This is a genomic window from Acidovorax sp. PRC11, assembly GCF_031844105.1.
Taxonomy (GTDB): Bacteria; Pseudomonadota; Gammaproteobacteria; order Burkholderiales; family Burkholderiaceae_C; genus Paracidovorax.
Window position 1 is genome coordinate 38,832 of the sequence record NZ_JAUZUQ010000001.1, and the last position, 23,582, is coordinate 62,413.

Annotated in this window: 22 protein-coding genes; 8 read left to right on the forward strand and 14 right to left on the reverse strand. The window is 68.4% G+C overall.

Annotated features, from left to right (window positions below; all coding sequences use genetic code 11):
- Positions 1-86: 86 nt before the first annotated feature.
- The 6 genes from Q9R47_RS00160 to Q9R47_RS00185 form a co-directional block, all read right to left on the reverse strand.
- Positions 87-1,196, reverse strand: a complete 1,110-nt coding sequence (locus Q9R47_RS00160) for a serine hydrolase (RefSeq protein ID WP_311231241.1) — start codon at positions 1,194-1,196, stop codon at positions 87-89.
- A gap of 206 nt (positions 1,197-1,402) precedes the next feature.
- Positions 1,403-2,941, reverse strand: a complete 1,539-nt coding sequence (locus Q9R47_RS00165) for a 2-isopropylmalate synthase (protein WP_311231242.1) — start codon at positions 2,939-2,941, stop codon at positions 1,403-1,405.
- Between the two features lie 136 nt (positions 2,942-3,077).
- Complete coding sequence (gene pssA, locus Q9R47_RS00170) at positions 3,078-3,911, reverse strand: CDP-diacylglycerol--serine O-phosphatidyltransferase (protein ID WP_311231536.1); 834 nt, start codon at positions 3,909-3,911, stop codon at positions 3,078-3,080.
- A 216-nt stretch (positions 3,912-4,127) separates the two neighbouring features.
- Positions 4,128-5,144: a ketol-acid reductoisomerase gene (gene ilvC, locus Q9R47_RS00175; protein ID WP_311231243.1), complete on the reverse strand. Its 1,017-nt coding sequence runs from the start codon at positions 5,142-5,144 to the stop codon at positions 4,128-4,130.
- A 69-nt stretch (positions 5,145-5,213) separates the two neighbouring features.
- Complete coding sequence (gene ilvN, locus Q9R47_RS00180) at positions 5,214-5,705, reverse strand: acetolactate synthase small subunit (RefSeq protein WP_011796185.1); 492 nt, start codon at positions 5,703-5,705, stop codon at positions 5,214-5,216.
- A 175-nt stretch (positions 5,706-5,880) separates the two neighbouring features.
- Positions 5,881-7,677: an acetolactate synthase 3 catalytic subunit gene (locus Q9R47_RS00185; protein ID WP_311231244.1), complete on the reverse strand. Its 1,797-nt coding sequence runs from the start codon at positions 7,675-7,677 to the stop codon at positions 5,881-5,883.
- Positions 7,678-7,972: 295 nt separating this feature from the next.
- Between Q9R47_RS00185 and Q9R47_RS00190 the strand changes: the two genes are divergently transcribed.
- The 6 genes from Q9R47_RS00190 (at position 7,973) to Q9R47_RS00215 (ending at position 11,676) form a co-directional block, all read left to right on the forward strand.
- Positions 7,973-8,542, forward strand: a complete 570-nt coding sequence (locus Q9R47_RS00190) for an RNA polymerase sigma factor (protein WP_311231245.1) — start codon at positions 7,973-7,975, stop codon at positions 8,540-8,542.
- Positions 8,539-9,006, forward strand: a complete 468-nt coding sequence (locus Q9R47_RS00195; RefSeq protein WP_311231246.1) for a DUF3619 family protein — start codon at positions 8,539-8,541, stop codon at positions 9,004-9,006. Before Q9R47_RS00190 ends, Q9R47_RS00195 begins: the two co-directional genes overlap by 4 nt.
- Before the next feature lie 14 nt (positions 9,007-9,020).
- Positions 9,021-9,914 carry a DUF3106 domain-containing protein gene (locus Q9R47_RS00200; RefSeq protein ID WP_311231247.1) on the forward strand — a complete coding sequence of 298 codons (894 nt, stop codon included), beginning with the start codon at positions 9,021-9,023 and terminating at the stop codon, positions 9,912-9,914.
- Between the two features lie 7 nt (positions 9,915-9,921).
- Positions 9,922-10,500, forward strand: a complete 579-nt coding sequence (locus Q9R47_RS00205; RefSeq protein ID WP_311231248.1) for an RDD family protein — start codon at positions 9,922-9,924, stop codon at positions 10,498-10,500.
- A gap of 193 nt (positions 10,501-10,693) precedes the next feature.
- On the forward strand, positions 10,694-11,086 hold the full coding sequence (locus Q9R47_RS00210) for a diacylglycerol kinase (protein ID WP_311231249.1): 393 nt from the start codon (positions 10,694-10,696) through the stop codon (positions 11,084-11,086).
- Positions 11,083-11,676 carry a TIGR00730 family Rossman fold protein gene (locus Q9R47_RS00215; protein WP_311231250.1) on the forward strand — a complete coding sequence of 198 codons (594 nt, stop codon included), beginning with the start codon at positions 11,083-11,085 and terminating at the stop codon, positions 11,674-11,676. Before Q9R47_RS00210 ends, Q9R47_RS00215 begins: the two co-directional genes overlap by 4 nt.
- Positions 11,677-11,749: 73 nt before the next feature.
- Here the strand turns inward: Q9R47_RS00215 and Q9R47_RS00220 are convergent, their stop codons facing one another.
- Together Q9R47_RS00220 and Q9R47_RS00225 are read right to left on the reverse strand one after the other, a co-directional pair.
- Positions 11,750-12,088: a P-II family nitrogen regulator gene (locus tag Q9R47_RS00220; RefSeq protein ID WP_311231251.1), complete on the reverse strand. Its 339-nt coding sequence runs from the start codon at positions 12,086-12,088 to the stop codon at positions 11,750-11,752.
- A gap of 62 nt (positions 12,089-12,150) precedes the next feature.
- Positions 12,151-13,815, reverse strand: a complete 1,665-nt coding sequence (locus Q9R47_RS00225; protein ID WP_311231252.1) for an NAD+ synthase — start codon at positions 13,813-13,815, stop codon at positions 12,151-12,153.
- A 228-nt stretch (positions 13,816-14,043) separates the two neighbouring features.
- On the opposite strand from Q9R47_RS00225, the gene Q9R47_RS00230 reads away from it, so the two are divergent.
- Positions 14,044-15,312: a GNAT family N-acetyltransferase gene (locus Q9R47_RS00230; protein ID WP_404977077.1), complete on the forward strand. Its 1,269-nt coding sequence runs from the start codon at positions 14,044-14,046 to the stop codon at positions 15,310-15,312.
- Between the two features lie 82 nt (positions 15,313-15,394).
- Here the strand turns inward: Q9R47_RS00230 and Q9R47_RS00235 are convergent, their stop codons facing one another.
- From Q9R47_RS00235 to Q9R47_RS00245, 3 genes are all read right to left on the reverse strand, one after another.
- Positions 15,395-15,907, reverse strand: a complete 513-nt coding sequence (locus Q9R47_RS00235) for a chemotaxis protein CheW (RefSeq protein WP_311231254.1) — start codon at positions 15,905-15,907, stop codon at positions 15,395-15,397.
- A gap of 259 nt (positions 15,908-16,166) precedes the next feature.
- Entirely contained in the window at positions 16,167-16,808 is a 642-nt protein-coding gene (locus Q9R47_RS00240; RefSeq protein WP_311231255.1) for a 3-oxoacid CoA-transferase subunit B, read from the reverse strand.
- Position 16,809: 1 nt separating this feature from the next.
- The gene (locus Q9R47_RS00245) at positions 16,810-17,631 is read right to left on the reverse strand and encodes a CoA transferase subunit A (RefSeq protein WP_311231256.1); all 822 of its coding nucleotides are present in this window, start codon (positions 17,629-17,631) and stop codon (positions 16,810-16,812) included.
- 78 nt (positions 17,632-17,709) lie between these two features.
- Between Q9R47_RS00245 and Q9R47_RS00250 the strand changes: the two genes are divergently transcribed.
- Positions 17,710-18,255 carry a PAS and helix-turn-helix domain-containing protein gene (locus Q9R47_RS00250; protein ID WP_311231257.1) on the forward strand — a complete coding sequence of 182 codons (546 nt, stop codon included), beginning with the start codon at positions 17,710-17,712 and terminating at the stop codon, positions 18,253-18,255.
- A 45-nt stretch (positions 18,256-18,300) separates the two neighbouring features.
- Here Q9R47_RS00250 and Q9R47_RS00255 read toward each other — a convergent pair whose 3' ends face one another.
- The 3 genes from Q9R47_RS00255 to katG all read right to left on the reverse strand — a co-directional run bounded on the left by Q9R47_RS00255 (position 18,301) and on the right by katG (position 23,569).
- Positions 18,301-19,581 carry an FAD-dependent oxidoreductase gene (locus Q9R47_RS00255; protein ID WP_311231258.1) on the reverse strand — a complete coding sequence of 427 codons (1,281 nt, stop codon included), beginning with the start codon at positions 19,579-19,581 and terminating at the stop codon, positions 18,301-18,303.
- A gap of 115 nt (positions 19,582-19,696) precedes the next feature.
- The gene (locus Q9R47_RS00260) at positions 19,697-21,175 is read right to left on the reverse strand and encodes a DUF945 family protein (RefSeq protein WP_311231259.1); all 1,479 of its coding nucleotides are present in this window, start codon (positions 21,173-21,175) and stop codon (positions 19,697-19,699) included.
- 144 nt (positions 21,176-21,319) lie between these two features.
- Positions 21,320-23,569 carry a catalase/peroxidase HPI gene (gene katG / locus Q9R47_RS00265; RefSeq protein ID WP_311231260.1) on the reverse strand — a complete coding sequence of 750 codons (2,250 nt, stop codon included), beginning with the start codon at positions 23,567-23,569 and terminating at the stop codon, positions 21,320-21,322.
- Between the last annotated feature and the right edge of the window lie 13 nt (positions 23,570-23,582).

The window sequence follows — 23,582 nt, forward strand, 5'->3', positions numbered from 1 at the left end:
ACACGGGTCCGGCAAGCCGCCCCAAACGATTCGGGCCATGCACCTCGCGGTACATGGCCCATCGGATTCTCGCGGGGGTCGGCAGCTCAGTCGAGCTTGGCCACGCCGCCGCCACCGGCGTGCAGGGTGCCGGGCGCGCCCAGCGACGGCAGCTTCTCGACCCAGTTGCGCACCCGCTCGGCGTCGCCCAGGCGGCTGAACTTGCCGGCCGAATCCAGGAACACCATGATGAGCTTGCGGCCGGCGACGTGCGCCTGCATCACGAGGCAGCGGCCGGCTTCGGAGATGTAGCCCGTCTTCTGCAGGCCGATCTCCCAGGCGGGGTTCTTCACCAGGCGGTTGGTGTTGTTGTAGTGCAGCGTGCGGCGGCCGACGGCCACTTCATAGCCGGGCGAGGTGGTGAGCTCGCGCAGCAGCGGATCGGAATGCGCCACGTTGACCAGCGTCGCGAGATCGCGCGCGCTCGACTGGTTGCGGCTGGACAGGCCCGTGGGCTCCACGTAGCGCGTATCCGTCATGCCGAGCAGCTTGGCCTTGGCGTTCATGTGCTCCACGAACACGGCGAGCCCGCCGGGGAAGGTGCGGCCGAGCGCATGCGCCGCCCGGTTCTCGCTGGACATGAGCGCCAGGTGCAGCATCTCGCCGCGCGTGAGCGTCGTGCCCACGGCCAGGCGCGAGCTGCTGAATTTCTCGGTATCGACGTCGTCCTGCGTGATGGTGATGGCCTCGTCCATCGGCAGCTTGGCCTGGGAGATGAGCAGGCCCGTCATGAGCTTGGTCAGCGAGGCGATCGGCAGCACCGCATGGTCGTTCTTGCTGAGCAGCACCTCGTGGGTGTCCTGGTCGATGACGAGCGCCACGCTGGATTTCAGGTCGAGCGGATCGGTGGCCGTGTGCAGGCCGGCGACCTGCCCGAACGACTGGCGCTCCGGGACGATGGCCGCCACGCGCGGAGCGAGCCTGGCGCTCGCGGCCACGGACCGCGTCGCCTTGACCCGCGCCACCGCCTTGCGCGGCACGGCCTTGGTCGAGCGTGCCGCGCTGCGCTGCTGCTTCGCGCTGGCCGCGGCCGGCTTCTTCGCCCCTGCGCTTTTGCGCTCGGCCGCATGCGCCCCGGGCGCCGCCAGCGCAATGCCCAACGCACAGAAAGCCAGTGCATGGATGAGCCGGGGGACGGGACGGCGGCGTTCTAGCATCGGGTGCTCCAAGCGGCAAAAAATGTGTGAGAGAGTGTACTTACACAAAAAAAGTCGCGCAAGATCAATATCTTGCGCGACCTTCTCAATGAAGAGACTCAATTATAAGTAAGCACTTCGCGCACTGCCAGCGTGCCGGCGTCTGCCGACACGATCACAGGGGAATTACCGGAACCCGCGCGGGGTTTTCCGTGCCGTACCTGCATTCAACCCTGGGCGGCCACGCGGTCGGCCTTGCTTTGCAGCTTGTTCAACGCGCTGAGGTAGGCTTTGGCTGACGCGACGACGATGTCCGGATCGGCGCCCACGCCGTTCACCACGCGGCCGCTGTTCTGCAGGCGCACCGTCACCTCGCCCTGGCTCTCGGTCGACCCGCTGATCGCGTTCACCGAATAGAGCACCATCTCCGCCCCGCTGCGCACATGCGATTCGATGGCCTTGAGCGAGGCATCGACCGGGCCGTTGCCATCGGAATTGCCATGCACTTCCTTGCCGTCCACCGTGAACACGACCGTGGCGTGCGGACGCTCGCCCGTCTCGCTGCGCTGCGCGAGCGACACGAAACCGTAGCGCTCATCCTCCCCGGCCGCCGATTCGCCGCTCACCAGCGCGAGGATGTCCTCGTCGAAGATCTCGCTCTTGCGGTCGGCCAGCTCCTTGAAACGCAGGAACGCTGCGTTCACCTCCGCCTCGCTCTCCAGCTGCACGCCCAGGTCCTGCAGGCGCTGCTTGAAGGCATTGCGGCCGCTCAGCTTGCCGAGCACGATCTTGTTGGCCGTCCAGCCCACGTCCTCGGCGCGCATGATCTCGTAGGTGTCGCGCGCCTTGAGCACGCCGTCCTGGTGGATGCCGCTCGCGTGGGCGAACGCGTTGGCGCCCACCACCGCCTTGTTGGGCTGCACCACGAAGCCGGTGGTCTGGCTGACCATGCGGCTGGCGGCGACGATGTGCTGGGTGTCGATGCCCAGCTCCAGCCCGAAATAGTCGCGGCGCGTCTTCACGGCCATGACGATTTCTTCGAGCGAGCAGTTGCCCGCGCGCTCGCCCAGGCCGTTGATGGTGCATTCCACCTGGCGCGCGCCGCCGATTTTCACGCCGGCCAGCGAGTTGGCCACGGCCATGCCCAGGTCGTTGTGGCAGTGCACCGACCACACCGCCTTGTCGCTGTTAGGAATGCGCTCGCGCAGCGTCTTGATGAAGTGGCCGTACAGCTCGGGCACGGCATAGCCCACGGTGTCGGGCACGTTGATCGTGGTCGCGCCCTCGGCGATCACCGCCTCCAGCACGCGGCAGAGGAAGTCGGGCTCGCTGCGGTAACCATCCTCGGGGCTGAACTCGATGTCGCCCACCAGGTTGCGCGCGAAGCGCACGGACTGCTTCGCCTGCTCCAGCACCTGCTCCGGCGTCATGCGGAGCTTCTTCTCCATGTGCAGCGGGCTGGTGGCGATGAACGTGTGGATGCGCGCGCTCTGCGCGTCCTTCAGCGCCTCGGCGGCGCGCGCGATGTCGCGGTCGTTGGCGCGCGAGAGCGAGCAGACCGTCGAATCCTTGATCGCCTGGGCGATCGACTGCACGGCCTCGAAGTCGCCGTTCGAGCTGGCCGCGAAGCCCGCCTCGATCACATCCACCTTCAGCCGCTCGAGCTGGCGGGCGATGCGCAGTTTCTCGTCCCGCGTCATCGAGGCGCCGGGCGACTGTTCGCCGTCGCGCAGGGTGGTGTCGAAAATGATCAGCTTGTCTGCCATCGTGTGCTCCTGTGGTTCGTATAGCGGCCGGCGCCGCAGGCGCCGAAGCGCCGGACCTGCAGGGACGCCCGGCATCCGGGGCGGCGGGCATATCCGCGGCAATGTAGCACAGCCGTCCGGCGCGCCGGCCCGGCCCTCACTTGTGCAGGCCGCGCTCGTCCGGCTCGTCCGTGGAGATGCTGATGACGCTGCTGTACTGGCCCTTGGCCTTGCGCCAGGCATAGACGCCGTAGCCGCTCAGGCCATACAGCACGAACACGCTGAAGAGCACCGTGGGCGGATGGATGTTGACCACGGCGATGCCCAGGGCGATCAGCACGATCGTGGCGAACGGCACGCTGCGCTTCATCTGGATGTCCTTGAAGCTGTAGAACGGCACGTTGGTGACCATCGTCAGGCCCGCGTACAGGGTGACCGCGAACATCAGCCAGCAGATGTGCCGCCATTCCATCCAGGCATCCATGCCGCGCACGATGCCCAGCTCTGTCATCAGCCAGATGAACCCGGCCACCAGGGCCGCCGCCGCCGGCGAGGGCAGCCCCTGGAAGTACCGCTTGTCCACCACGGTGGTGTTGACGTTGAACCGCGCGAGCCGGAGCGCCGCGCAGGCGCAGTAGACGAAGGCGGCGATCCAGCCCCAGCGACCCAGGCCCTTGAGCGCCCATTCATAGGCGATCAGCGCCGGCGCGGCGCCGAAGGACACCATGTCGGAGAGCGAATCCATCTGCTCGCCGAAGGCGCTCTGGGTGTTGGTCATGCGTGCGACGCGCCCGTCCAGGCTGTCGAGCACCATGGCGCAGAACACGCCGACCGCCGCGAGGTCGAAGCGGCCGTTCATCGCCATCACGATGGCGTAGAAGCCACCGAACAGCGCCGCGAGCGTGAACAGGTTGGGAAGGATGTAGATGCCCTTGCGGCGCTTGCGCGTCATCACGCCCGGCGTGTCGTGCAGGTCCTTGCCGCCCTGCATCATTCGCGCCCCCGGCACGGTGCGGCGGCGGAGGCCGCAGCGGCGCATTCAGTGAGTGGCTTCATAGGCATAAGGTCCAGTGGCGTAGGCGGAAAACCCCGCAGTGTAGAGCGCTCCGCCGCTCTCTTCGCAAAAGAAAAGCAGGAAGGCCACCCGAGGGTGGCCTTCTTCGGAGCACGCGGCGCACGGGCGCCGCGGCGGGAAGCACTGAGGAAATCAGTTGCGGGTCTGGTCCACGAGCTTGTTCTTGGCGATCCAGGGCATCATGGCGCGCAGCTTGTTGCCCACCACTTCGATGCTGTGGTCGGCCGTGTTGCGGCGGCGGGCCGTCATGCTCGGGTAGTTCAGGCGGCCTTCCTGGATGAACATCTTGGCGTAGTCGCCGTTCTGGATGCGCTTGAGCGCATTGCGCATGGCCTTGCGCGACTCTTCGTTGATGACTTCGGGGCCCGTCACGTATTCGCCGAACTCGGCGTTGTTCGAGATCGAGTAGTTCATGTTGGCGATGCCGCCTTCGTAGATCAGGTCCACGATGAGCTTGAGCTCGTGCAGGCATTCGAAGTAGGCCATTTCCGGAGCGTAGCCGGCTTCGACCAGGGTCTCGTAGCCCATCTTGATCAGCTCGACCGCGCCGCCGCACAGCACGGCCTGCTCGCCGAACAGGTCGGTCTCGGTCTCTTCCTTGAAGTTGGTCTCGATGATGCCGGCCTTGCCGCCGCCGTTGGCCATGGCGTAGGAGAGGGCCAGGTCACGGGCCTTGCCGGACTGGTCCTGGTGCACGGCCACCAGATGGGGCACGCCGCCGCCCTGGGTGTAGGTGTTGCGCACCGTGTGGCCGGGGGCCTTCGGAGCCACCATCCAGACGTCCAGATCGGCGCGGGGCACGACCTGGTTGTAGTGCACGTTGAAGCCGTGGGCGAACGCCAGCGAGGCGCCCTGCTTGATGTTCGGCTCGACGTTGTTCTTGTAGACCTCGGCGATCTGCTCGTCGGGCAGCAGGATCATGACGACGTCGGCAGCCTTCACGGCCTCGTTCACTTCGAGCACCGTCAGGCCGGCCTTGCCGACCTTGTCCCAGGACGCGCCGCCCTTGCGCAGGCCGACCACGACCTTCACGCCGCTGTCGTTGAGGTTCTGGGCGTGTGCATGGCCTTGGCTGCCGTAGCCGATGATGGCCACGGTCTTGCCCTTGATCAGGCTCAGGTCACAGTCCTTGTCGTAGAAAACTTTCATGTTGTGGGCTCCAGGTTGAATCGGTAAATAGAAGAAGGAATAGGGGTTGCCGGACCGGACCGGGCCGGGCTAGACGCGGAGGATGCGCTCGCCGCGGCCGATGCCGCAGGCACCGGTGCGCACGGTCTCGAGGATGGCGGTGCGGTCGATCGCCTGCAGGAAGGCGTCGTTCTTGGACTGGTCGCCGGTGAGTTCGACCGTGTAGCTTTTCTCGGTCACGTCGATGATGCGGCCGCGGAAGATGTCCGCCATGCGCTTCATCTCCTCGCGCTCCTTGCCCACGGCGCGCACCTTCACCATCATGAGTTCGCGCTCGGTGTAGGAGCCCTCGGTGAGGTCGACCACCTTCACGACCTCGATGAGGCGGTTCAGGTGCTTGGTGATCTGCTCGATGACGTCGTCGGAGCCCGTGGTCTGGATGGTCATCCGCGAGAGCGATGCATCCTCGGTGGGCGCCACGGTGAGCGATTCGATGTTGTAGCCGCGGGCCGAGAACAGGCCCACCACGCGCGACAGCGCGCCCGGCTCGTTCTCCAGCAGAACGGCGATGATGTGTTTCATGACTGAGGATTCCTCTTTTCGCTGCCCTCCCCTGGGACCGGTAAGACCCAGGCTCGGCAGGCAATAGATTCGTCGAAGGGTGCCGCCCGAAGAGGCGGCGGGGAAGCGTGAAGCAGGATGGGGGAGCGCGGGGCGCCGGGCGCGGCCTGCGAGGCCAGACCGGACCTTCAGCGGATCAGAGATCCTCCGAGCCCAGCAGCATCTCCGTGATGCCCTTGCCGGCCTGCACCATCGGGAACACGTTCTCGGTGGGGTCGGTGCGGAAGTCGAGGAACACCGTGCGGTCCTTCAGCCTGCGGGCCTCGCGCAGCGCGGGCTCCACGTCCTGCGGCCGCTCGATCAGCAGGCCGACGTGCCCATAGGCCTCGGCGAGCTTCACGAAGTTGGGCAGCGCGTCCATGTAGCTGTGGCTGTAGCGGCCGGAGTACTCGATCTCCTGCCACTGGCGCACCATGCCCAGGTAGCGGTTGTTGAGCGAGCAGATCTTGATCGGCGTGTTGTACTGCAGGCAGGTCGAGAGCTCCTGGATGTTCATCTGCACCGAGCCTTCGCCCGTGATGCAGAACACCTCGCTCTGCGGCTTGGCGAGCTTGATGCCCATGGCGTAGGGAATGCCCACGCCCATGGTGCCCAGCCCGCCGGAATTGATCCAGCGCCGCGGCTCGTCGAAGCGGTAGTACTGCGCCGCCCACATCTGGTGCTGGCCGACGTCGGAAGTGACGTAGGTGTCCGCGTCCTTGGTCATGTTCCACAGCGTCTCGACGACGAACTGCGGCTTGATGACGTCCTGGTTGCCCCGGTCGTACCTGAGGCAGTCGCGGCGGCGCCAGCCTTCGATCGTGTCCCACCACGAGGACAGCGCGCCCGCGTCGGGCCGCACCGTGGATTCGCGGATCATCGAGATCAGCTCGGTGAGCACGTCCTTCACGTCGCCGACGATCGGCACGTCGACCTTCACGCGCTTGGAGATGCTCGACGGATCGATGTCGATGTGGATGATCTTGCGGTCGTTCTGCGCGAAGTGCTTGGGATTGCCGATCACGCGGTCGTCGAAGCGCGCGCCCACGGCCAGCAGCACGTCGCAGTTCTGCATCGCGTTGTTGGCTTCGATCGTGCCGTGCATGCCCAGCATGCCCAGGAACTTCGGCGAGCTCGCGGGATAGGCCCCCAGGCCCATGAGGGTGTTGGTGACCGGATAGCCCAGCATGTCCACCAGGGTGCGCAGTTCCTGCGTGGCGTTGCCGAGCAGCACGCCGCCGCCGGTGTAGATGTAGGGTCGCTTGGCGGTGAGCAGCAGCTGCAGCGCCTTGCGGATCTGGCCGCCGTGGCCCTTGCGCACCGGGTTGTAGGAGCGCATTTCGACGCTCTGCGGGTAGCCGTGGTAGGGCACCTTCTTGAAGGAGACGTCCTTCGGGATGTCGACCACCACCGGACCGGGACGGCCCGTGCGCGCGATGTGGAAGGCCTTCTTCATGGTGGCCGCGAGGTCGCGCGGATCCTTCACCAGGAAGTTGTGCTTGACGATCGGGCGGGTGATGCCCACGGTGTCGCATTCCTGGAAGGCATCCAGGCCGATCGCCGGCGTGGGCACCTGGCCGGAGACGATCACCATGGGGATGGAATCCATGTAGGCGGTGGCGATGCCGGTCACGGCGTTCGTCAGCCCGGGGCCGGAGGTCACCAGCGCGACGCCGACTTCGCCGGTCGCCCGCGCATAGCCGTCGGCCGCGTGCACCGCGGCCTGCTCGTGCCGCACCAGCACGTGCTGGATGGTGTCCTGCTTGTAGAGCGCGTCGTAGATGTAGAGGACGGCGCCGCCCGGATAGCCCCAGATGTACTGCACGCCCTCGGCCTGCAGCGACTTGATGAGGATCTCGGACCCCATGAGGTCCTGGGGGGCGGAAGAAGACGGGGAGCCGGCCGCCTGCGCAGCGGTGGATGCCGAGGAGAGTTCGGCCCTGGAGATTTCCATGATCAACCTTTGTGAATTTCTCTGACGAAAAACCTAGGGTGCCCCTTGCACGTCTCTTGTGGAGGCGGCGTGGAACTTGAGGCCCCGGACATGGGCGAAATGATGGATGCGCCGGACCGGGACCCGTTTGCCTTTTTGAATTGCAGCGTGGATTATGGCACTGTCGCCCTGCCGACGGGGCCCGGGATCCAAAAAACATCGGGCCGATGCGATAATGCAGCGCATAAACCGCCGTGCCCTGGTGCCCCCCCGCCGCACGGCTCCCCCTGCCAGCCCCCACGGGCCCCGATTTCACTTGGCGACCGAACAAGAACTGTCCGACTTCCTCAAAAGCGTCGAAAAACGAGCCTTCAAGCGCTCGGTCTACCACGTGCGCAACGAGGAAGCCGCCCTGGACATCGTGCAGGACAGCATGCTCAAGCTGGCCGAACACTACGGCGACAAGCCCGCGGCGGAACTGCCGATGCTGTTCCAGCGCATCCTGTCGAACTGCACGCTCGACTGGTTCCGCCGGCAGAAGACGCGCAATGCGCTCTTTTCCAACATGAGCGACTTCGAGGGCCCGGGCGACGACGGCGACGATTTCGATCTGCTGGAAGCCTATTCGGGCCTCGAAGAGACGCAGACGGCGCAGAGCGCGGAAGATCTGGCACGCCGCGCCCAGGTCTTCCGGGACATCGAATCCGAGATACAGGAGCTGCCCGCCCGTCAACGGGAGGCCTTTTTGATGCGTTACTGGGAGGAGATGGATGTTGCGGAGACGGCCGCGGCCATGGGCTGCTCGGAAGGCAGCGTCAAGACCCACTGTTTCCGCGCCATCCAGACCCTCAGCAAGGCACTGAAGGCAAGAGGAATCGAACTATGAACTCCACCACCCCGCACCTCTCCCCCCATGAGGACGCCGCCGAACGGTTCGCGCGCCGCGTCACCGCGCGCCTGTCGGAAGGCACCGCGGACATGCCCTACGACATCACCGAGCGGCTGCGCGCCTCGCGCGTTCAGGCGCTCGCGCGGCGCAAGCGTGTGGTGGCGGTGCCCGTCCGCCAGGCGGCCGGTGCTGCCGCCGTGCTCGGAGGCAAGGGCGGCGCGGCCATGCTGGGCCGGGGCGGAGAGCGCGGGAACTGGTGGCGGGCGCTGGTGTCCGCCATTCCCCTCACGGCACTGGCGGTGGGCCTCGTCGTCATCAACATGTCGCAGGACGAGAAGGGTCTCCACGAAGTGGCGGAGGTGGATGCCGCACTGCTCACCGACGACCTGCCGCCGTCCGCCTACTCCGACCCGGGCTTCGTGCAGTTCCTCAAGACTTCCGCACAGACACCGAACCGCTGACACCCCTGCCCTGCATGCCCATTGACTCGCTCGCCGCCCCCCGATTGATGCCAGCCGCCGTGCTGGCTTTCGCGTTGCTGGGCGTGCTCTCCGCCGCCGGGTGGCAGGCATGGCGCCAGGCGGGCATGGCGCCGGGCGCGCCCGTGCCGGCCGAGGCCCTGGCCGGCAAGCACACGGCCCGCGGGCCCGAGGTGCGGCTGGCCCTGCCCGATCCGGACGGTGCCGGCACGGGGCCCGCATGGTCCGAGCTGACGGTGGTGCAGAAGCAGGCGCTGGCGCCCCTGAGCGACCGCTGGGCCACGATGAGCGAAGCGCAGAAGCGCCACTGGCTGACCCTGGCCGCGTCGTTCCCCGGCCTGTCGCCGCGCGAGCGCGAGAAACTGCAGGACCGCATCACCGACTGGGCCAATCTGAGCGGCCAGCAGCGGAGCCAGGCGCGTCTCAACTATGCGCTGACCAACCGGCTGGCCGCCGACGACAAGCGCGCGCAGTGGGAGGCCTATCTCGCACTGAGCGAGGAAGAGAAGCGGCAGCTCGCCGCGCGCGCCGCGCCCCGGCCGGCCGGAGCGGCGACCGCGATCCGGCCCGTGTCGCCGCGCAAGCTCGCCCGGGTGCCCGCGGCGACTGCAGCGGCCAACCGGGCCAATGCGCCGAAGATCCCCACGCCGCCGGCTTCGCACCCGATGCAGGCCCTGCCCGTGCTGCTGGCGCCGTCGCCGGCCTCGGCACCCGCCGCTCCCGCCTCGGCCGCGGGTGTCGCGACCCAGCCGGTGGCCGTTCCGAGCGCCGTGCCCGCGCCGCTGCCTCCCCTCGTACCCGGGTCCGAATCACAGTCGCCCTCTTCTTCGCCGTCTCCCGCCTCCCAGCAGGAGTCGCGCGATACCGAATCGCAGTACGCGCCGCAATAATCGCGGGATGCCTTCCACCACCCGCCCCCAGGATCCTGGTCTTTCCTCCGTTCCCGCGGCCGCCGGCAATGCGCCTGGCGCTGGCGGCACGGCCGCCCTCCCCGTCCGCACGCCGTCGCTGCGCCGGCGCATGGCATGCTGGCTGTACGAGGGCATCCTGATGTTCGGCGTGGTGTTCATTTCGGGCTACCTGTTCGACGCGCTCAGCCAGTCGCGCCATGCGCTGGACCACCGCGCACTGCGGATGGCGTTCCTGTTCGTCATCTTCGGCATCTATTTCACGTGGTTCTGGGCCAAGGGCCAGACGCTGGCCATGAAGACGTGGCACATCCGGCTCGTGGACCGCCGCGGTGCGCCGGTGACGCAGGCCCGGGCCCTGTGGCGCTATGTATTGAGCTGGCTCTGGCTGCTGCCGCCCCTGGCCGTGCTCGGCCCGCTGGGCCTGGGCGCCGGAGAGATCACTGTCCTCACGCTGGGATGGGTCGCCATCTGGGCGCTGCTGAGCCGGTTCCATCCGGAGCGGCAGTTCTGGCACGATGCGTGGGCAGGGACACGGCTGGTGGGCACGGAGGGAACACCCCCCTGAGCGGCTGCGCCGTTTCTCCCCGCGCTCGCCGTGCTGCGCGGGCGGGAAGAGGGACGGCGCCAGCGTCCCTGCGCCTGCTGGCCTGGCCTGCTCCGCGGCCTTCTGACGGGTGAGGCCGCGTCAGATTCCAGCGCGCAGGCAATGTTTGATGCCAAGCGCCATGGCTCCCTCTTGTCCCTGCTTTTGTCTTCGTATGAACACACCGATCTTCGACAATCCCCAAAAGGCCCGGCGCGGCATCCACCGCATCTGGCATGCGGGCCTCCATTCCTGCAACGGCCTGCGGGCCGGCTGGACCGAGAAGGCGTTCCGGCTGGAGGCGATGCTGGCCTGCGTGCTGCTGCCGCTGGCCTTCTGGGTGGCGAGGGGCTGGGTGGAAGCGGCCGTGCTGTGCGGCGCGGTGGTGCTGGTGCTCGTCACCGAACTGCTGAATTCCGCCGTGGAGGCCGCGATCGACCGCATCGGGCCCGAGTGGCATGCGCTGTCCAAGCGCGCCAAGGACATGGGCAGTGCCGCGGTGCTGCTGAGTCTGCTGTTCTGTGCCGCGGTGTGGGCCGCGGCGTTGTTCCAGAGGTTTTTCGGATGACCGTTCCTGCTTTTTCGATCTGCGTGTACCTGGGCTCGCGTCCTGGGGAGAATCCGGCGTTCGCCGATGCGGCGATCGCCGTGGGCGAATGGATCGGCCGCCATGGCGGCCAGCTGGTGTATGGCGGCGGCCGCAGCGGCCTGATGGGCACGGTGGCGGAAGCCACGCGGCGCGCCGGCGGCCGCGTGGTCGGCATCATCCCGCAGGCCCTGGTGGACAAGGAACTCGCCAACCAGGACTGCGACGAGCTGCACATCGTGCAGACGATGCACGAGCGCAAGGCGATGATGGCCGAGCGCTGCGACGCGTTCCTGGCGCTGCCGGGCGGCATCGGCACGTTCGAGGAACTGTTCGAGGTGTGGACGTGGCGCCAGCTGGGCTACCACGACAAGCCGCTGGGCCTCCTGGACGTGGACGGCTACTACGCCGGCCTGCTCGATTTCCTGCGGCACAGCGTGCGCAGCGGCCTGATGAGCGAATGGCAGATGGGCCTGCTGGCCGTGGGCACGGAGCCGGACGCGCTGCTGCGCGGGCTGGTGGAGGCCGCCGGCACCCGGATGGACACGGTGCCGCTGCGGTCGGTGATCTGAGCACCGGGCCCGGCACCTCGTCCCGAGGCCGGGCCGCGACCTGGACGGGCCCGACGCCGCCCGCCCCCTGCGGTCAGACCGCCGCGTCGTCGAGGTCGCCCGTGCGGATGCGCACCACGCGCTCCACTTCGGTCACGAAGATCTTGCCGTCGCCGATCTTGCCGGTGCGCGCGGCGCCGACGATCGCGTCGACGCAGCGGTCCACGTCGTCGGTCTTGACGACCACCTCCACCTTCACCTTCGGCAGGAAGTCCACCACGTACTCGGCGCCGCGGTAGAGCTCCGTGTGGCCCTTCTGGCGGCCGAAGCCCTTGACCTCCGTCACGGTCAGGCCGGTGACGCCGCATTCGGCCAGGGCCTCCCGGACCTCCTCGAGCTTGAAGGGCTTGATGACGGCGGTGATCATTTTCATGGGGGACAGACTCCTGGGCAAAAAGTGGATCGGGCGGACGGCGCGCGGGAGCGAGCAGTACCTCAGGCCCGGAAGCGGTTGGTGATGGGATAGCGCCAGTCCTTGCCGAAGCTGCGGCGCGTGACACGGATGCCGACGGGGGCCTGGCGGCGCTTGTATTCGTTGATCTGGATGAGCCGCGTCACCCGCTCGACGTCCGCCCGCTCGTAGCCGGCGGCGACGATGGATTCGATGGGTTCGTCGTTCTCCATGTAGCGCGCGACGATGGCGTCGAGCACGTCGTAGGGTGGCAGGCTGTCCTGGTCCTTCTGGTCCGGGCGCAGCTCGGCGCTCGGCGGGCGCGTGATGATGCGCTCGGGGATGGGGGCGGCGCCGGTGCCGAAGGGGTCGTGCGCATTGCGCCAGCGGGCGAGCCCGTAGACCGCCGTCTTGGCGACGTCCTTGATGACCGCGAATCCGCCGGCCATGTCGCCGTAGAGCGTGCAATAGCCCGTGGCCATCTCGCTCTTGTTGCCGGTGGTGAGCACCACCGCGCCGAACTTGTTGGAGAGCGCCATGAGCAGCGTGCCGCGGATGCGCGCCTGCAGGTTCTCCTCGGTGGCGTCCTCGGCCCGGCCGGCGAACTCCTCCGCCAACGCACTTTTGAAGGATTCGAACGCCGGCGCGATCGCGATCTCGTCGTAGCGCACGCCCAGGCGCTCGGCCATGCCGCGCGCGTCGATCCAGCTGATGTCCGCGGTGTAGGGCGACGGCATCATCACCGCCCGCACCTTGTCGGCGCCGAGCGCATCCACGGCGATGGCGAGCACCAGCGCGGAATCGATGCCGCCGGACAGCCCCAGCAGCGCGCCGGGGAAACCGTTCTTGCCCACGTAGTCGCGCACGCCCAGCACCAGTGCGCTCCACAGATCCGCCTCGGGCGCGGGAATCGGCGCCACGTCGGGCACGAACCGGAGCCCGCCCTCCCCGCCGTCTTGAGCGGCCTCCACGGTGACGTGGACCAGCGCCTCTTGGAAGCCCGGCGCGCGGACGGTGACGAAACCGGTGGCGTCCAGCGCGAACGAACGCCCTTCGAAGACGACCTCGTCCTGTCCGCCCACGAGGTGCGCGTAGACGAGCGGCAGGCCGGTTTCGGCGACGCGCTCGCGCATGATCTGCTCGCGCTCGGCGCTCTTGCCGAGGTGGAACGGCGAGGCGTTCAGCGTGGCCAGCAACTGCGCGCCCGCATCGGCGGCCTGCCGCGCGGGGCCCGGGAACCATGCGTCCTCGCAGATCAGCAGGCCGATGCGCACGCCCCGCACGTCGAACACGCAGGGTTCGGTGCCGGCGTCGAAGTACCGGCGCTCGTCGAAGACGGCGTAGTTGGGCAGCTCCTGCTTGGCGTAGGTGTGCTCGATGCGGCCGGCGCGCAGCACGCTGGCCGCGTTGTGGCACCACTCCACGCCGTCCACCGTGCGCCGCCAGGGGTGGCCGACCACCACGGCGAGGTCGCCGAGGTCGGCCGTCGCGCGTGCGATGCCGTCCAGCGCCCGCTCGCAGGCGGCCTGGAACGCGGGGCGCAGGAACAGGTCTTCGGCCGCGTAACCGCACAGCGCCAGTTCAGGTGTCAGCAGCAGGGCCGCACCCTGGGCATGGGCATCGCGCGCGGCATCGACGATCCTGCGGGCATTGCCTTCGACATCGCCGACGATGAAGTTGAATTGCGCGATGCTGATGACGAATGGCATGGAGAAGGTACGGAAGGAGACTCCGTCGATTATGTCATCCGCCTTCCGGCCCGGCAGGGCGGCGCGTTATCCCCGCACGCACTGGACAACTCTGTGGATAAGCCGTGGCTTGCGCTGTAGGGCGCGGGTAAACCCTTGGATTCATTACAGATTTGTTGCAATGCTGATTTTTTAGGCAGTGGATGGACGTACCTGCGCGGCGCCGCGGGTCACGCCTTTTGCGCCATCATGGAGCCCGCACCGACCACCACCCACGCTACGGACCGCGCCTTGAGCCTGCACGACGACGCCCCCACGGATTCCCCCGGCGACTACACCCTGCAATGCCATCCCTCGCCCGACGGGGTGCAGCCCCACGAATGGGACGCGCTGCTGGAGGCGCAGGCGCACCCCACACCCTTCATGCGGCATGCCTACCTCGCGGCGCTGCACGACAGCGGCAGTGCCGTGCCGGACACGGGCTGGACGCCGGTCTTCTGCACGCTGCGGCGCGCCGGTACGCTCGTGGCGGCCTGTGCGGTGTATGCCAAATCGCATTCGTACGGCGAGTATGTGTTCGACCATGCCTGGGCGCATGCGTACGCGCGCCACGGCGTGGAGTACTACCCCAAGGCGGTGGTCGCGGTGCCGTTCACGCCCGTTCCGGGAGCGCGGCTGCTCGCGGTGGATGCTGCGGCCCGCGCGATGCTCGTGCAGGGGCTGGTGCAGTGGTGCACGGAGACAGGGCTGTCGTCGCTGCACCTGCTGTTCGCCGCCAGTGAAGACGTGGAGGCGGCCCGCGCGAACGGGCTCATGCTGCGGCAGACCGTGCAGTTCCATTGGCAGAACGCCGCGCCGGGAACGGGTGCGGCCTTCGGAAGCTTCGATGAATTCCTCGCCACGCTGTCGCAGGACAAGCGCAAGAAGATCCGGCAGGAGCGCCGCCGCGTGGCCGAGGCGGGCGTGTCGTTCCGCTGGGCGCAGGGGCGCGCGATCACGCCGTCGGACTGGGATTTCTTCTACCAGTGCTACGAACGCACCTACTGGGAACACGGCAACGCGCCCTACCTGACGCGCGATTTCTTCCAGCGCATGGCGCAGGACATGCCCGAGGCCTGGCTGCTGTTCGTGGCCGAGCGCGGGGGCGAGCCCATCGCCTGCAGCCTGATCGCCCTGGGGGCGCCCGACGCGCCGGGCGGCGCGGTGGCCTATGGCCGCTACTGGGGTGCGCTGGAACGCGTGGACTGCCTGCACTTCGAGGCGTGCTACTACCAGCCGCTGGCCTGGTGCATCGCACACGGCGTGCAGCGCTTCGAAGGCGGGGCCCAGGGGGAGCACAAGATGGCGCGCGCGCTGATGCCGGTGGCGACCACCAGCGCGCACTGGCTCGCCCACCCGGGTTTTGCATCGGCGGTGGAGGACTTTCTGCGCCGCGAGGGCCGGGGCGTGGACGGCTACCTGCAAGAGCTGCAGGAGCACAGCCCCTTCAAGGCGGAGGCTGGCGAAGGCGCGGGCTGAGGCGCAAGGAGAGCCCCCTTGCGCCGCCGCGCACGCGCTCCGGCCCGATGGAAACCGGCAAGGGCGCCAAGGCGCCCGCCCGTCAGTTGGTGGCGACCGAGCGCACCAGGCCCATCTCGGCGCTGCTGAGCAGCGATTCGATGTCCATCACGATCAGCATGCGCTCGCCGAGCGTGGCGATGCCGGTGACGAAGGCGGAATCCACCTGGCCCTGGAACTGGGGCGCGGGACGGATGGCCTCTTTCGAGAGCTCGACCACGTCGGCGACGGCGTCCACCACCGCACCCAGCACCGTGCCACCCACGTTCAGGATGATGACGACGGTGAAGTCGGTGTACTCGGCCTTGGAGCAGTTGAGCTTCAGGCGCAGGTCGACGATCGGAACGATCACGCCGCGCAGGTCGATCACACCCTTGATGAACTCGGGTGCGTGCGCCATGCGCGTGGGCTGCTCGTAGGAGCGGATTTCCTGCACGCGCAGGATGTCGATGCCGTATTCCTCCTGGCCCAGGCGGAAAGTCAGGTACTCGGCGGGTGGGGTGGCAGCGGCCTGGCCTCCCGAGCGGTGGTGCGAGGACGAGGGGGTGGACAGCATGTCGGATCCTTTGATGAAGCGGGGGCGGTGCGCGACCGGGCAACTTCACGCCGGCGCAGCCACCCCAGGTATGGGGCAGCATAGCAGCCCCGTGGTTACTTGTGGTGACATTTACGCATTTTCTATCATTGCGCGCTGTCGGCGGGGATCTCGTCCTCACGGCACCTGCAGGTATCCACCGCCCTGCCCGGCCCCACGGCCCCACGCCGACCGGCCACTGCCGGGCCGCGCAGCCCGGGGGGGGCCGGGGCCGGCGCTTTCAGGACGCCAGCAGCTTCACGCCGGTCCTGGCCTGCAGCGCGTCGAACTCCACGCCCGGCGCGAGTTCGACCACGCGCAGGCCTTCGGGCGTGACGTCCATCACGGCCAGGTCGGTGATGATGCGGTCCACCACGCCGACGCCGGTGAGCGGCAGCGTGCAGGCCGGCAGGATCTTCAGGTCCTCGGTGCCGTCCTTCTTCTTCGCGACGTGCTCCATCAGCACGATCACGCGCTTCACGCCGGCCACCAGGTCCATGGCGCCGCCCATGCCCTTGACCATCTTGCCGGGGATCATCCAGTTGGCGAGGTCGCCTTTCTCGCTCACCTGCATGGCGCCCAGGATCGAGAGGTTGATCTTGCCGCCGCGGATCATGGCGAACGACTGGTCGCTGCCGAAGATGGACGAACCGGGAATGGTGGTCACGGTCTGCTTGCCGGCGTTGATGAGGTCGGCGTCCACCTGGTCTTCGGTCGGGAACGCGCCGATGCCGAGCATGCCGTTCTCGGACTGCAGCCACACTTCCTTGTCGCCCGTGTGGTTGGCCACCAGCGTGGGAATGCCGATGCCGAGGTTCACGTAGAAGCCGTCTTCCAGCTCTTGCGCCGCGCGCGCGGCCATCTGGTCTTGGGTCCAGGGCATGTCAGGCTCCTTCTTTCTTGTTGGCGGGCACGGTGGGGACGACGGGCAGTTCGGCTTCGGCGGCAGCGGCGGCCTGGGCGATGGCGGTCTGGGCCTCGACCTTGGCGGCGACCGGATCGACCGGCGCCGCGGCGCTCACGGTGCGCTTCTCGATGCGTTTTTCCGGCGTGGGGTTGTGCACGATGCGGTGCACGTAGATGCCGGGCAGGTGGACATCGTCCGGTGCGATGGCGCCGGTCTCGACGATCTCCTCCACCTCCACGATGCAGACCCTGCCGGCCGTGGCCGCCGCCGGGTTGAAGTTGCGCGCGGTGAGGCGGAACTGCAGGTTGCCGGACTTGTCGGCGCGGTGCGCCTTGACCAGCGCCACGTCGGGTACCAGCGAGCGCTCCATGACGTAGGTCTCGCCGTCGAACTCACGCAGTTCCTTGCCCTCGGCCACCATGGTGCCCACGCCGGTCTTCGTGAAGAAGGCCGGGATGCCCGCGCCGCCGGCGCGCAGCTTTTCGGCCAGCGTGCCCTGGGGAGTGAACTCCAGCTCCAGTTCGCCGGCCAGGTACTGCCGCTCGAATTCCTTGTTCTCGCCCACGTAGGAGGAAATCATCTTCGTGATCTGCCGCGTCTCCAGCAGCTTGCCGAGGCCGAATCCGTCCACGCCGGCGTTGTTGGAGATGACGGTGAGGCCCTTCACGCCGCTGTCGCGCAGGGCGTCGATCAGCGCCTCGGGGATGCCGCAGAGCCCGAAGCCGCCGACGGCGAGCATCTGGCCGTCGGCCACGACGCCCTTGAGCGCCTCGGCCGCGGAAGGAAAAAGCTTGTTCACTGGAGACTCCTCAACATCAAGGTGGATGGCCGCTACGATACTACGTACCCTATTACGTAGTTTTCCCTAAATACTTCCATGGATGTCGCCGACTACCGCCTCGCGTTCGACATGGCCCCGGTGGGTCTGGTCATATCGCGCCACCGCACGATGGTGGATTGCAACCGCCATGTCTGCGAAATGTTCGGTGCCTCGCGCGAGGTGCTGATCGGCCAATCCTTCCGCATTCTCTACCCCAGCGCCGACGAATACGAGCGCCTGGGCAAGCGCATGGAGCCGATCCTGAACGCGAAGGGCCACTATGCCGACAACCGCATCATGAAGCGGGCGAGCGGCGAGGTGTTCTGGTGCCACGTTTCGGGCCGCGCGCTCAACCGCGAGACGCCGCACGAGTCGGGCATCTGGAGCTTCGAGGACCTGAGCGCGCAGCGCCCGGTGAAGGCCGAACTGACGGGCCGCGAGCGCGAGGTGGCCGCGCGGCTGCTGGACGGCATGACCTCCAAGGAGATCGGCCGGGCGCTGGAGATCAGCCACCGCACGGTGGAGATCTACCGCGCGCGGCTGATGCGCAAGTACGCGGCATCGACCGCGGCCGATCTCGTGCAGAAGCTGATGGCGGGTTGAGTCCCCCCGGCGGCGGCGCCCCCTCCCCCGCCGGCCCACGCCCGCTCAGTGCAGCTTGAGCCGGCCGGACACGCGCTGCTGCAGCAGCCGTGCCAGCGCGAGCACCACCGTCTTGCCCGTGCCCAGGATGGCGCGGTGGTGGTTCAGGTGCAGCGAGATGTACATCCACTTGGCGATCAGGCCCTCGACGAAGAAGTTGCGCCCGCCGAGGCCGCCCATGAGGTTGCCCACGCCCTTGTTGTCGCCCAGCGACACGAGCGAGCCGAAATCCTTGTAGACGAAGGGCTTCGTCACCTCCCGCTCGCGCAGCAGCGCTCCGAGCACCTTCGCGAGGTAGTCCGCCTGCTGGTGGGCGGCCTGAGCGCGGGCGGGCACGATCTTGCCCTCGCCCCAGGGGCAGGCGGCGCAGTCGCCCATGGCCAGCACGTCGGGCGCCGAGGTGCGCAGGCGGTCGTCCACGATGAACTGGTTGAGGCGGTTGACTTCCAGCCCCAGGCGGGCGTTGCCCTCGGCAGCCTTGATGCCGGCCGCCCAGACCACCATATCGGCGGGAATCTCGCCGGCGGGGGTGACGAGCGCGCCGCGGCGGATCTCGGTCACGCGCGTGCCGGTGAGCACCTGCACCTGCTTGCGGCGCAGCGCCACTTCGGCCTGCCCGGAGATCTTCTCCGGCAGACCGCCCAGGATCCGGCTGCCGCCCTCGACCAGGGTGATGTCCAGGCGGAAGCGCTGGCTGGTGCCGAGGCTTTCCAGCAGCTCGGCATAGGCCTCCAGCAGCTCGGCGGAGAGTTCCACCCCGGTCGCGCCCGCGCCGACGATGGCGATCGACAGTGCCCGGCTCTCGGAGAACGAGGCCCGCGCGCAGGCGCCGAGCCAGTCGGCATGGAAGCGCTGCGCATCGCGCACGTTCTCGAGCAGGTAGGCATGCTCGATGCCCGGCGTGCCGAAGGCGTTGGAGCCGCTGCCGATGGCCAGGACCAGCCGGGTGTAGCTCACCGTGCGGCGGGGCACCAGCAGGTCGCCTTCGGCATTGCGGATCTCGGCGAGCTCGATGGTCTTGCGCGCGGTATCGAGCCCGGTGAGGTCGCCGATGGCGAAGCCGAAATGGTTGCGCCGGGCGAGCACGGGGTACGACAGGCCTTCCTGGTGCGCATCGAGCGTGCCCGCGGCCACCTCGTGGAGGGTGGGTTTCCAGATGTGGAAGGGCGAACGGTCGACCAGCAGCACGCGCTCGCGCCCCTGCCGCGCCCCCAGGCTGCGCCCGAGGCGGGCCGCCAGTTCCAGCCCGCCGGCCCCGCCGCCCACGATCACGATGTCCGAGTGCATGAAATGGCTCTCCCAGTGATGCAATGGCCCAGTCTATTGCGGCAAACCCTGATCCGCCATCCCCGGGGGCCATGGCCGGCCCGCGGAGAAGGTCAACGCCGCCACGGGGCGGCGGTCAGCGCGCGGCGCCGAAGGGCACCGGCAGGGGCTTGCCGTTCAGCGTCAGCTGGCCCGGCCGCCACTGGATCGCGCTGGTCAGGAACTCGCCATCCTCAAGCAGGTAGCCCGACGACTGGGCCATGGCCACCATGGCATCCACGTCCTGCGGCCGGGCGTCCGGCCGGCCCATGGACTGCACCAGCGGCTGCGCCCAGGCCCTGGGAACGCGCGCCGAGGCCTGCAGCTCGGAGGTCTGCATCAGTGCCGGCACCCAGCCCGACTTCGCCACTTCGGCATCGGAGGGCGCGCGCTTCACTTCGGCGCCGTATTCCAGCGCGCCGGTGCGCCCCTGGTAGGTGGCCTTCATCTTCATCGAATACGCCGGCAGGACCGCGACCAGGCGGGGCGCATTCTCGGTGAGCACGGCCGCGCCGCGCTCTTCCATCGAGGCCATCGCCTGGGCGATGCCGCCCGCGCGGTAGCCGTCGAGCATCGTGCGCTGCAAGTTGCGCAGGGCTTCGATGTCGATGCGCTGGATTTTCTCCTCCAGGCCGATCGACTCGAAGTCCAGCGGGCCGATGCGTCCCGTCGCGTTCATCGTCGTCGTCATGCCCAGCGTGCTGCCGGTCGCGTCGATGGCGTAGACCGCCGCGGCGTTTTTGACATCCAGCCTGGGGCGGGGGTCGCCGCCCTCCGCCGGATGGACACTTGCGAGCACCCGCGCGAAGCGCATGTCGGTTTTGCCGGGCCCGATGCCCCAGAGTCCGTCGATCGGGACGTAATCGAAGCGGCCTTCCATGCCCTCCACCGTGATCGAGGTGCGGTCCACCGGCCCGGCGGAGGCCGTCTCGTCGGCATCGTTCTCTTCCTCTTCCTCTTCTTCTGCTGCCGCCTGCGCGGCGGAGTCCGGGAGGCCCGTCATGCTGAATTCGGGCCAGCGAAAGCGCCCTTGCAGGTGCCGGCCGTCACGGCCGATGGCCATATCGGTCACCATCTCCTGCCACCGCAGGACCACGCCATCTCCGCCCGCCGCCTCGCCCGCGGGCAGCCGCAGGTGCACGTCGTGGCTGCCCGTGAGGTGGTGCACGCTCTTCAGCTCGGGGGCGGGCGCCTTCGCCAGGCTGGCCCGGGCCTGGTCGTCCAGCCCTTCCAGCGTGAACCGGTAGTCCGCCACCGCGGCGGCCACCCGGGCACCGGCCAGCGGGCCGTGCCGCACCACGGTGTCCACGATCATCCGCAGCGGCGTGGGGGCGGGAGCGCCCTCCTCCGCGGCGGGCGGCGCCCACTGCAGCACCAGGCGGGCCCTGGACGAGAAGAACCCCTTGTCGTAATCGCTGGACACCACGGCCCCGTCGCCGAGCGCCTTGCGCAGCTCGGCCACGGCATCCTGGTAGCCCGCCTGCACGCGCTGGCCCAGATACCAGGTCGCGCCGCCGTAGGCCGCCACGACCACCGCGACCGCTGCCGCCACGGCTCCCACTCTCTTGTTGTTCATTGCCGGTTCCGTTCCGTGAAAAATCGGGTGCCCCGTGCACCGGCCGGGAGTATGCCGGCAGACGCGCCCGCGACGAAAAAAAAGCCCGCCGCCCCTTTCCAGGGCAGCGGGCTCGGCGGCATGCGGCGGGGCCGCTCCGGGCGGTCAGCGCAGGTCGAAACGGTCCAGGTCCATCACCTTGGCCCAGGCCGCGACGAAGTCCTGCACGAACTTCGCCTTCGCGTCGGCGCTGGCGTACACCTCGGCCAGGGAGCGCAGCACGGCGTTGGAGCCGAAGACCAGATCCACGCGCGTGCCGGTCCACTTCTTCTCGCCGGTCTTGCGGTCGCGGCCCTCGAACACGTCGCCGGCGGGCTTCCATTCGGTGGACATGTCCAGCAGGTGGGCGAAGAAGTCGTTCGTCAGCGCGCCCGGCGTGGTGGTGAACACGCCGTGCGTAGAGCCGCCCACGTTGATGTTGATGGCGCGCAGGCCGCCGACCAGCACCGTCATCTCGGGCGCCGTGAGCGTCAGCAGTTGCGCCTTGTCCACCAGCAGCACTTCGGCCGGCACGCTGTAGCGGGCCTTGGTGAAGTTGCGGAAGCCGTCGGCCACGGGTTCGAGCACCGAGAACGATTCCACGTCGGTCTGGTCCTGGCGGGCGTCGGTGCGGCCCGGGGTGAACGGCACCGTGGCGCTGGTGCCGGCGTTGCGGGCGGCCTGCTCCACGCCGGCCGCGCCGGCCAGCACGATCAGGTCCGCCAGCGAGATGCGCTTGTCGCCGTCGGCGGACTTGTTGAAGTCGCGCTGGATGCCTTCCAGCACCTGCAGCACACGGGCCAGCTGCTCGGGCTGGTTCACGGCCCAGTCCTTCTGGGGCGCCAGGCGGATGCGCGCGCCATTGGCGCCGCCGCGCTTGTCGGAGCCGCGGAAGGTGGAGGCGGACGCCCAGGCCGTGCCGACCAGCTCCTGCACCGTGAGGCCGGAGGCGAGCACGCGTTCCTTCAGGGCGGCCACGTCGGCGGCATCGACCAGATGATGGTTCACGGCGGGCACCGGGTCCTGCCAGATCAGCTCTTCCTTCGGCACCTCGGGGCCGAGGTAGCGGGCGCGCGGGCCCATGTCGCGGTGGGTCAGCTTGAACCAGGCGCGGGCGAAGGCTTCGGCGAAGGCCTGCGGATTCTCCAGGAAGCGGCGCGAGATCTTCTCGTAGGCCGGATCGAAGCGCAGCGACAGGTCGGTGGTCAGCATGGTGGGCACGCGCTTCTTCGACGGGTCGTGCGCGTCGGGAATGGTCGCGGGCGCGTTCTTCGCCTGCCACTGGTGGGCGCCGGCCGGGCTCTTGGTGAGTTCCCATTCGAACTTGAACAGGTTCTCGAAGAACTCGTTGCCCCACTGCGCGGGGGTGCTGGTCCAGGTGACTTCGAGGCCGCTGGTGATGGCGTCGCCGGCCTTGCCGGAGCCGAAGCTGCTGGCCCAGCCGAGGCCCTGCTGTTCCAGGCCCGCGGCTTCCGGCTCGGGGCCGACATGGTCGGCCGCACCGGCGCCATGGGTCTTGCCGAAGGTGTGGCCGCCGGCGATCAGCGCCACGGTCTCTTCGTCGTCCATGGCCATGCGGCCGAAGGTCTCGCGGATGTCGTGCGCGGCGGCGACCGGGTCGGGGTTGCCTTCGGGGCCTTCCGGGTTCACGTAGATGAGGCCCATCTGCACCGCGGCGAGCGGGTTCTCGAGGTGGCGGCCCTGGCTGTCGGTGCGGTCCTGCTCGTGGCCGTGCATGGCGGGGTCGGCCACCAGCGTGCCGTCGCCGGGCGTGCCCTTGCCGTAGCGCGCGTCGCCGCCGAGCCAGGTCTTCTCGCGGCCCCAGTACACGTCCTGGTCGGGTTCCCAGGTGTCTTCACGGCCGCCGGCGAAGCCGAACGTGCGGAAGCCCATGGTTTCGAGCGCCACGTTGCCGGTCAGCACCAGCAGGTCGGCCCAGGAGATCTTCTGGCCGTACTTCTGCTTGATGGGCCAGAGCAGGCGGCGGGATTTGTCGATGTTGACGTTGTCGGGCCAGCTGTTGAGGGGTGCGAAGCGCTGCTGGCCCCGGCCGGCACCGCCCCGGCCGTCACCGGTGCGGTAGGTGCCGGCGGCATGCCAGGCCATGCGCACGAACTGCGGGCCATAGTGGCCGAAGTCGGCGGGCCACCAGTCCTGGGAATCGGTCATGAGCGCGCGCAGGTCGCGCTTGAGGCCTTCATAATCGAGCTTCTTGAACTCCTCGGCGTAGTCGAAGCCGCCGTTCAACGGCGTCGATTTGGAGGAGTGCTGGTTGAGAAGGTCGAGGCGCAACTGGTTGGGCCACCAGTCCTTGTTGATGGTCCCGCCGTTGGCAGCGGCGGCGTGGAACGGGCACTTGGTGGCTTCTTGCGTCATGGGGCACTCCTGA

Excerpts from the sequence above, each read along its gene's own strand:
- Q9R47_RS00210 (WP_311231249.1), top strand. The coding sequence starts at position 10,694 with ATGAACACACCGATCTTCGACAATCCCCAAAAGGCCCGGCGCGGCATC.
- Q9R47_RS00255 (WP_311231258.1), bottom strand. The coding sequence starts at position 19,581 with ATGCACTCGGACATCGTGATCGTGGGCGGCGGGGCCGGCGGGCTGGAA.
- ilvN (WP_011796185.1), bottom strand. The coding sequence starts at position 5,705 with ATGAAACACATCATCGCCGTTCTGCTGGAGAACGAGCCGGGCGCGCTG.
- pssA (WP_311231536.1), bottom strand. The coding sequence starts at position 3,911 with ATGCAGGGCGGCAAGGACCTGCACGACACGCCGGGCGTGATGACGCGC.
- Q9R47_RS00240 (WP_311231255.1), bottom strand. The coding sequence starts at position 16,808 with ATGCCCTGGACCCAAGACCAGATGGCCGCGCGCGCGGCGCAAGAGCTG.
- Q9R47_RS00250 (WP_311231257.1), top strand. The coding sequence starts at position 17,710 with ATGGATGTCGCCGACTACCGCCTCGCGTTCGACATGGCCCCGGTGGGT.
- katG (WP_311231260.1), bottom strand. The coding sequence starts at position 23,569 with ATGACGCAAGAAGCCACCAAGTGCCCGTTCCACGCCGCCGCTGCCAAC.
- Q9R47_RS00185 (WP_311231244.1), bottom strand. The coding sequence starts at position 7,677 with ATGGAAATCTCCAGGGCCGAACTCTCCTCGGCATCCACCGCTGCGCAG.
- Q9R47_RS00260 (WP_311231259.1), bottom strand. The coding sequence starts at position 21,175 with ATGAACAACAAGAGAGTGGGAGCCGTGGCGGCAGCGGTCGCGGTGGTC.
- Q9R47_RS00215 (WP_311231250.1), top strand. The coding sequence starts at position 11,083 with ATGACCGTTCCTGCTTTTTCGATCTGCGTGTACCTGGGCTCGCGTCCT.
- Q9R47_RS00165 (WP_311231242.1), bottom strand. The coding sequence starts at position 2,941 with ATGGCAGACAAGCTGATCATTTTCGACACCACCCTGCGCGACGGCGAA.
- Q9R47_RS00160 (WP_311231241.1), bottom strand. The coding sequence starts at position 1,196 with ATGCTAGAACGCCGCCGTCCCGTCCCCCGGCTCATCCATGCACTGGCT.
- Q9R47_RS00230 (WP_404977077.1), top strand. The coding sequence starts at position 14,044 with ATGGAGCCCGCACCGACCACCACCCACGCTACGGACCGCGCCTTGAGC.
- Q9R47_RS00235 (WP_311231254.1), bottom strand. The coding sequence starts at position 15,907 with ATGCTGTCCACCCCCTCGTCCTCGCACCACCGCTCGGGAGGCCAGGCC.
- Q9R47_RS00225 (WP_311231252.1), bottom strand. The coding sequence starts at position 13,815 with ATGCCATTCGTCATCAGCATCGCGCAATTCAACTTCATCGTCGGCGAT.
- ilvC (WP_311231243.1), bottom strand. The coding sequence starts at position 5,144 with ATGAAAGTTTTCTACGACAAGGACTGTGACCTGAGCCTGATCAAGGGC.
- Q9R47_RS00220 (WP_311231251.1), bottom strand. The coding sequence starts at position 12,088 with ATGAAAATGATCACCGCCGTCATCAAGCCCTTCAAGCTCGAGGAGGTC.
- Q9R47_RS00200 (WP_311231247.1), top strand. The coding sequence starts at position 9,021 with ATGCCCATTGACTCGCTCGCCGCCCCCCGATTGATGCCAGCCGCCGTG.
- Q9R47_RS00195 (WP_311231246.1), top strand. The coding sequence starts at position 8,539 with ATGAACTCCACCACCCCGCACCTCTCCCCCCATGAGGACGCCGCCGAA.
- Q9R47_RS00205 (WP_311231248.1), top strand. The coding sequence starts at position 9,922 with ATGCCTTCCACCACCCGCCCCCAGGATCCTGGTCTTTCCTCCGTTCCC.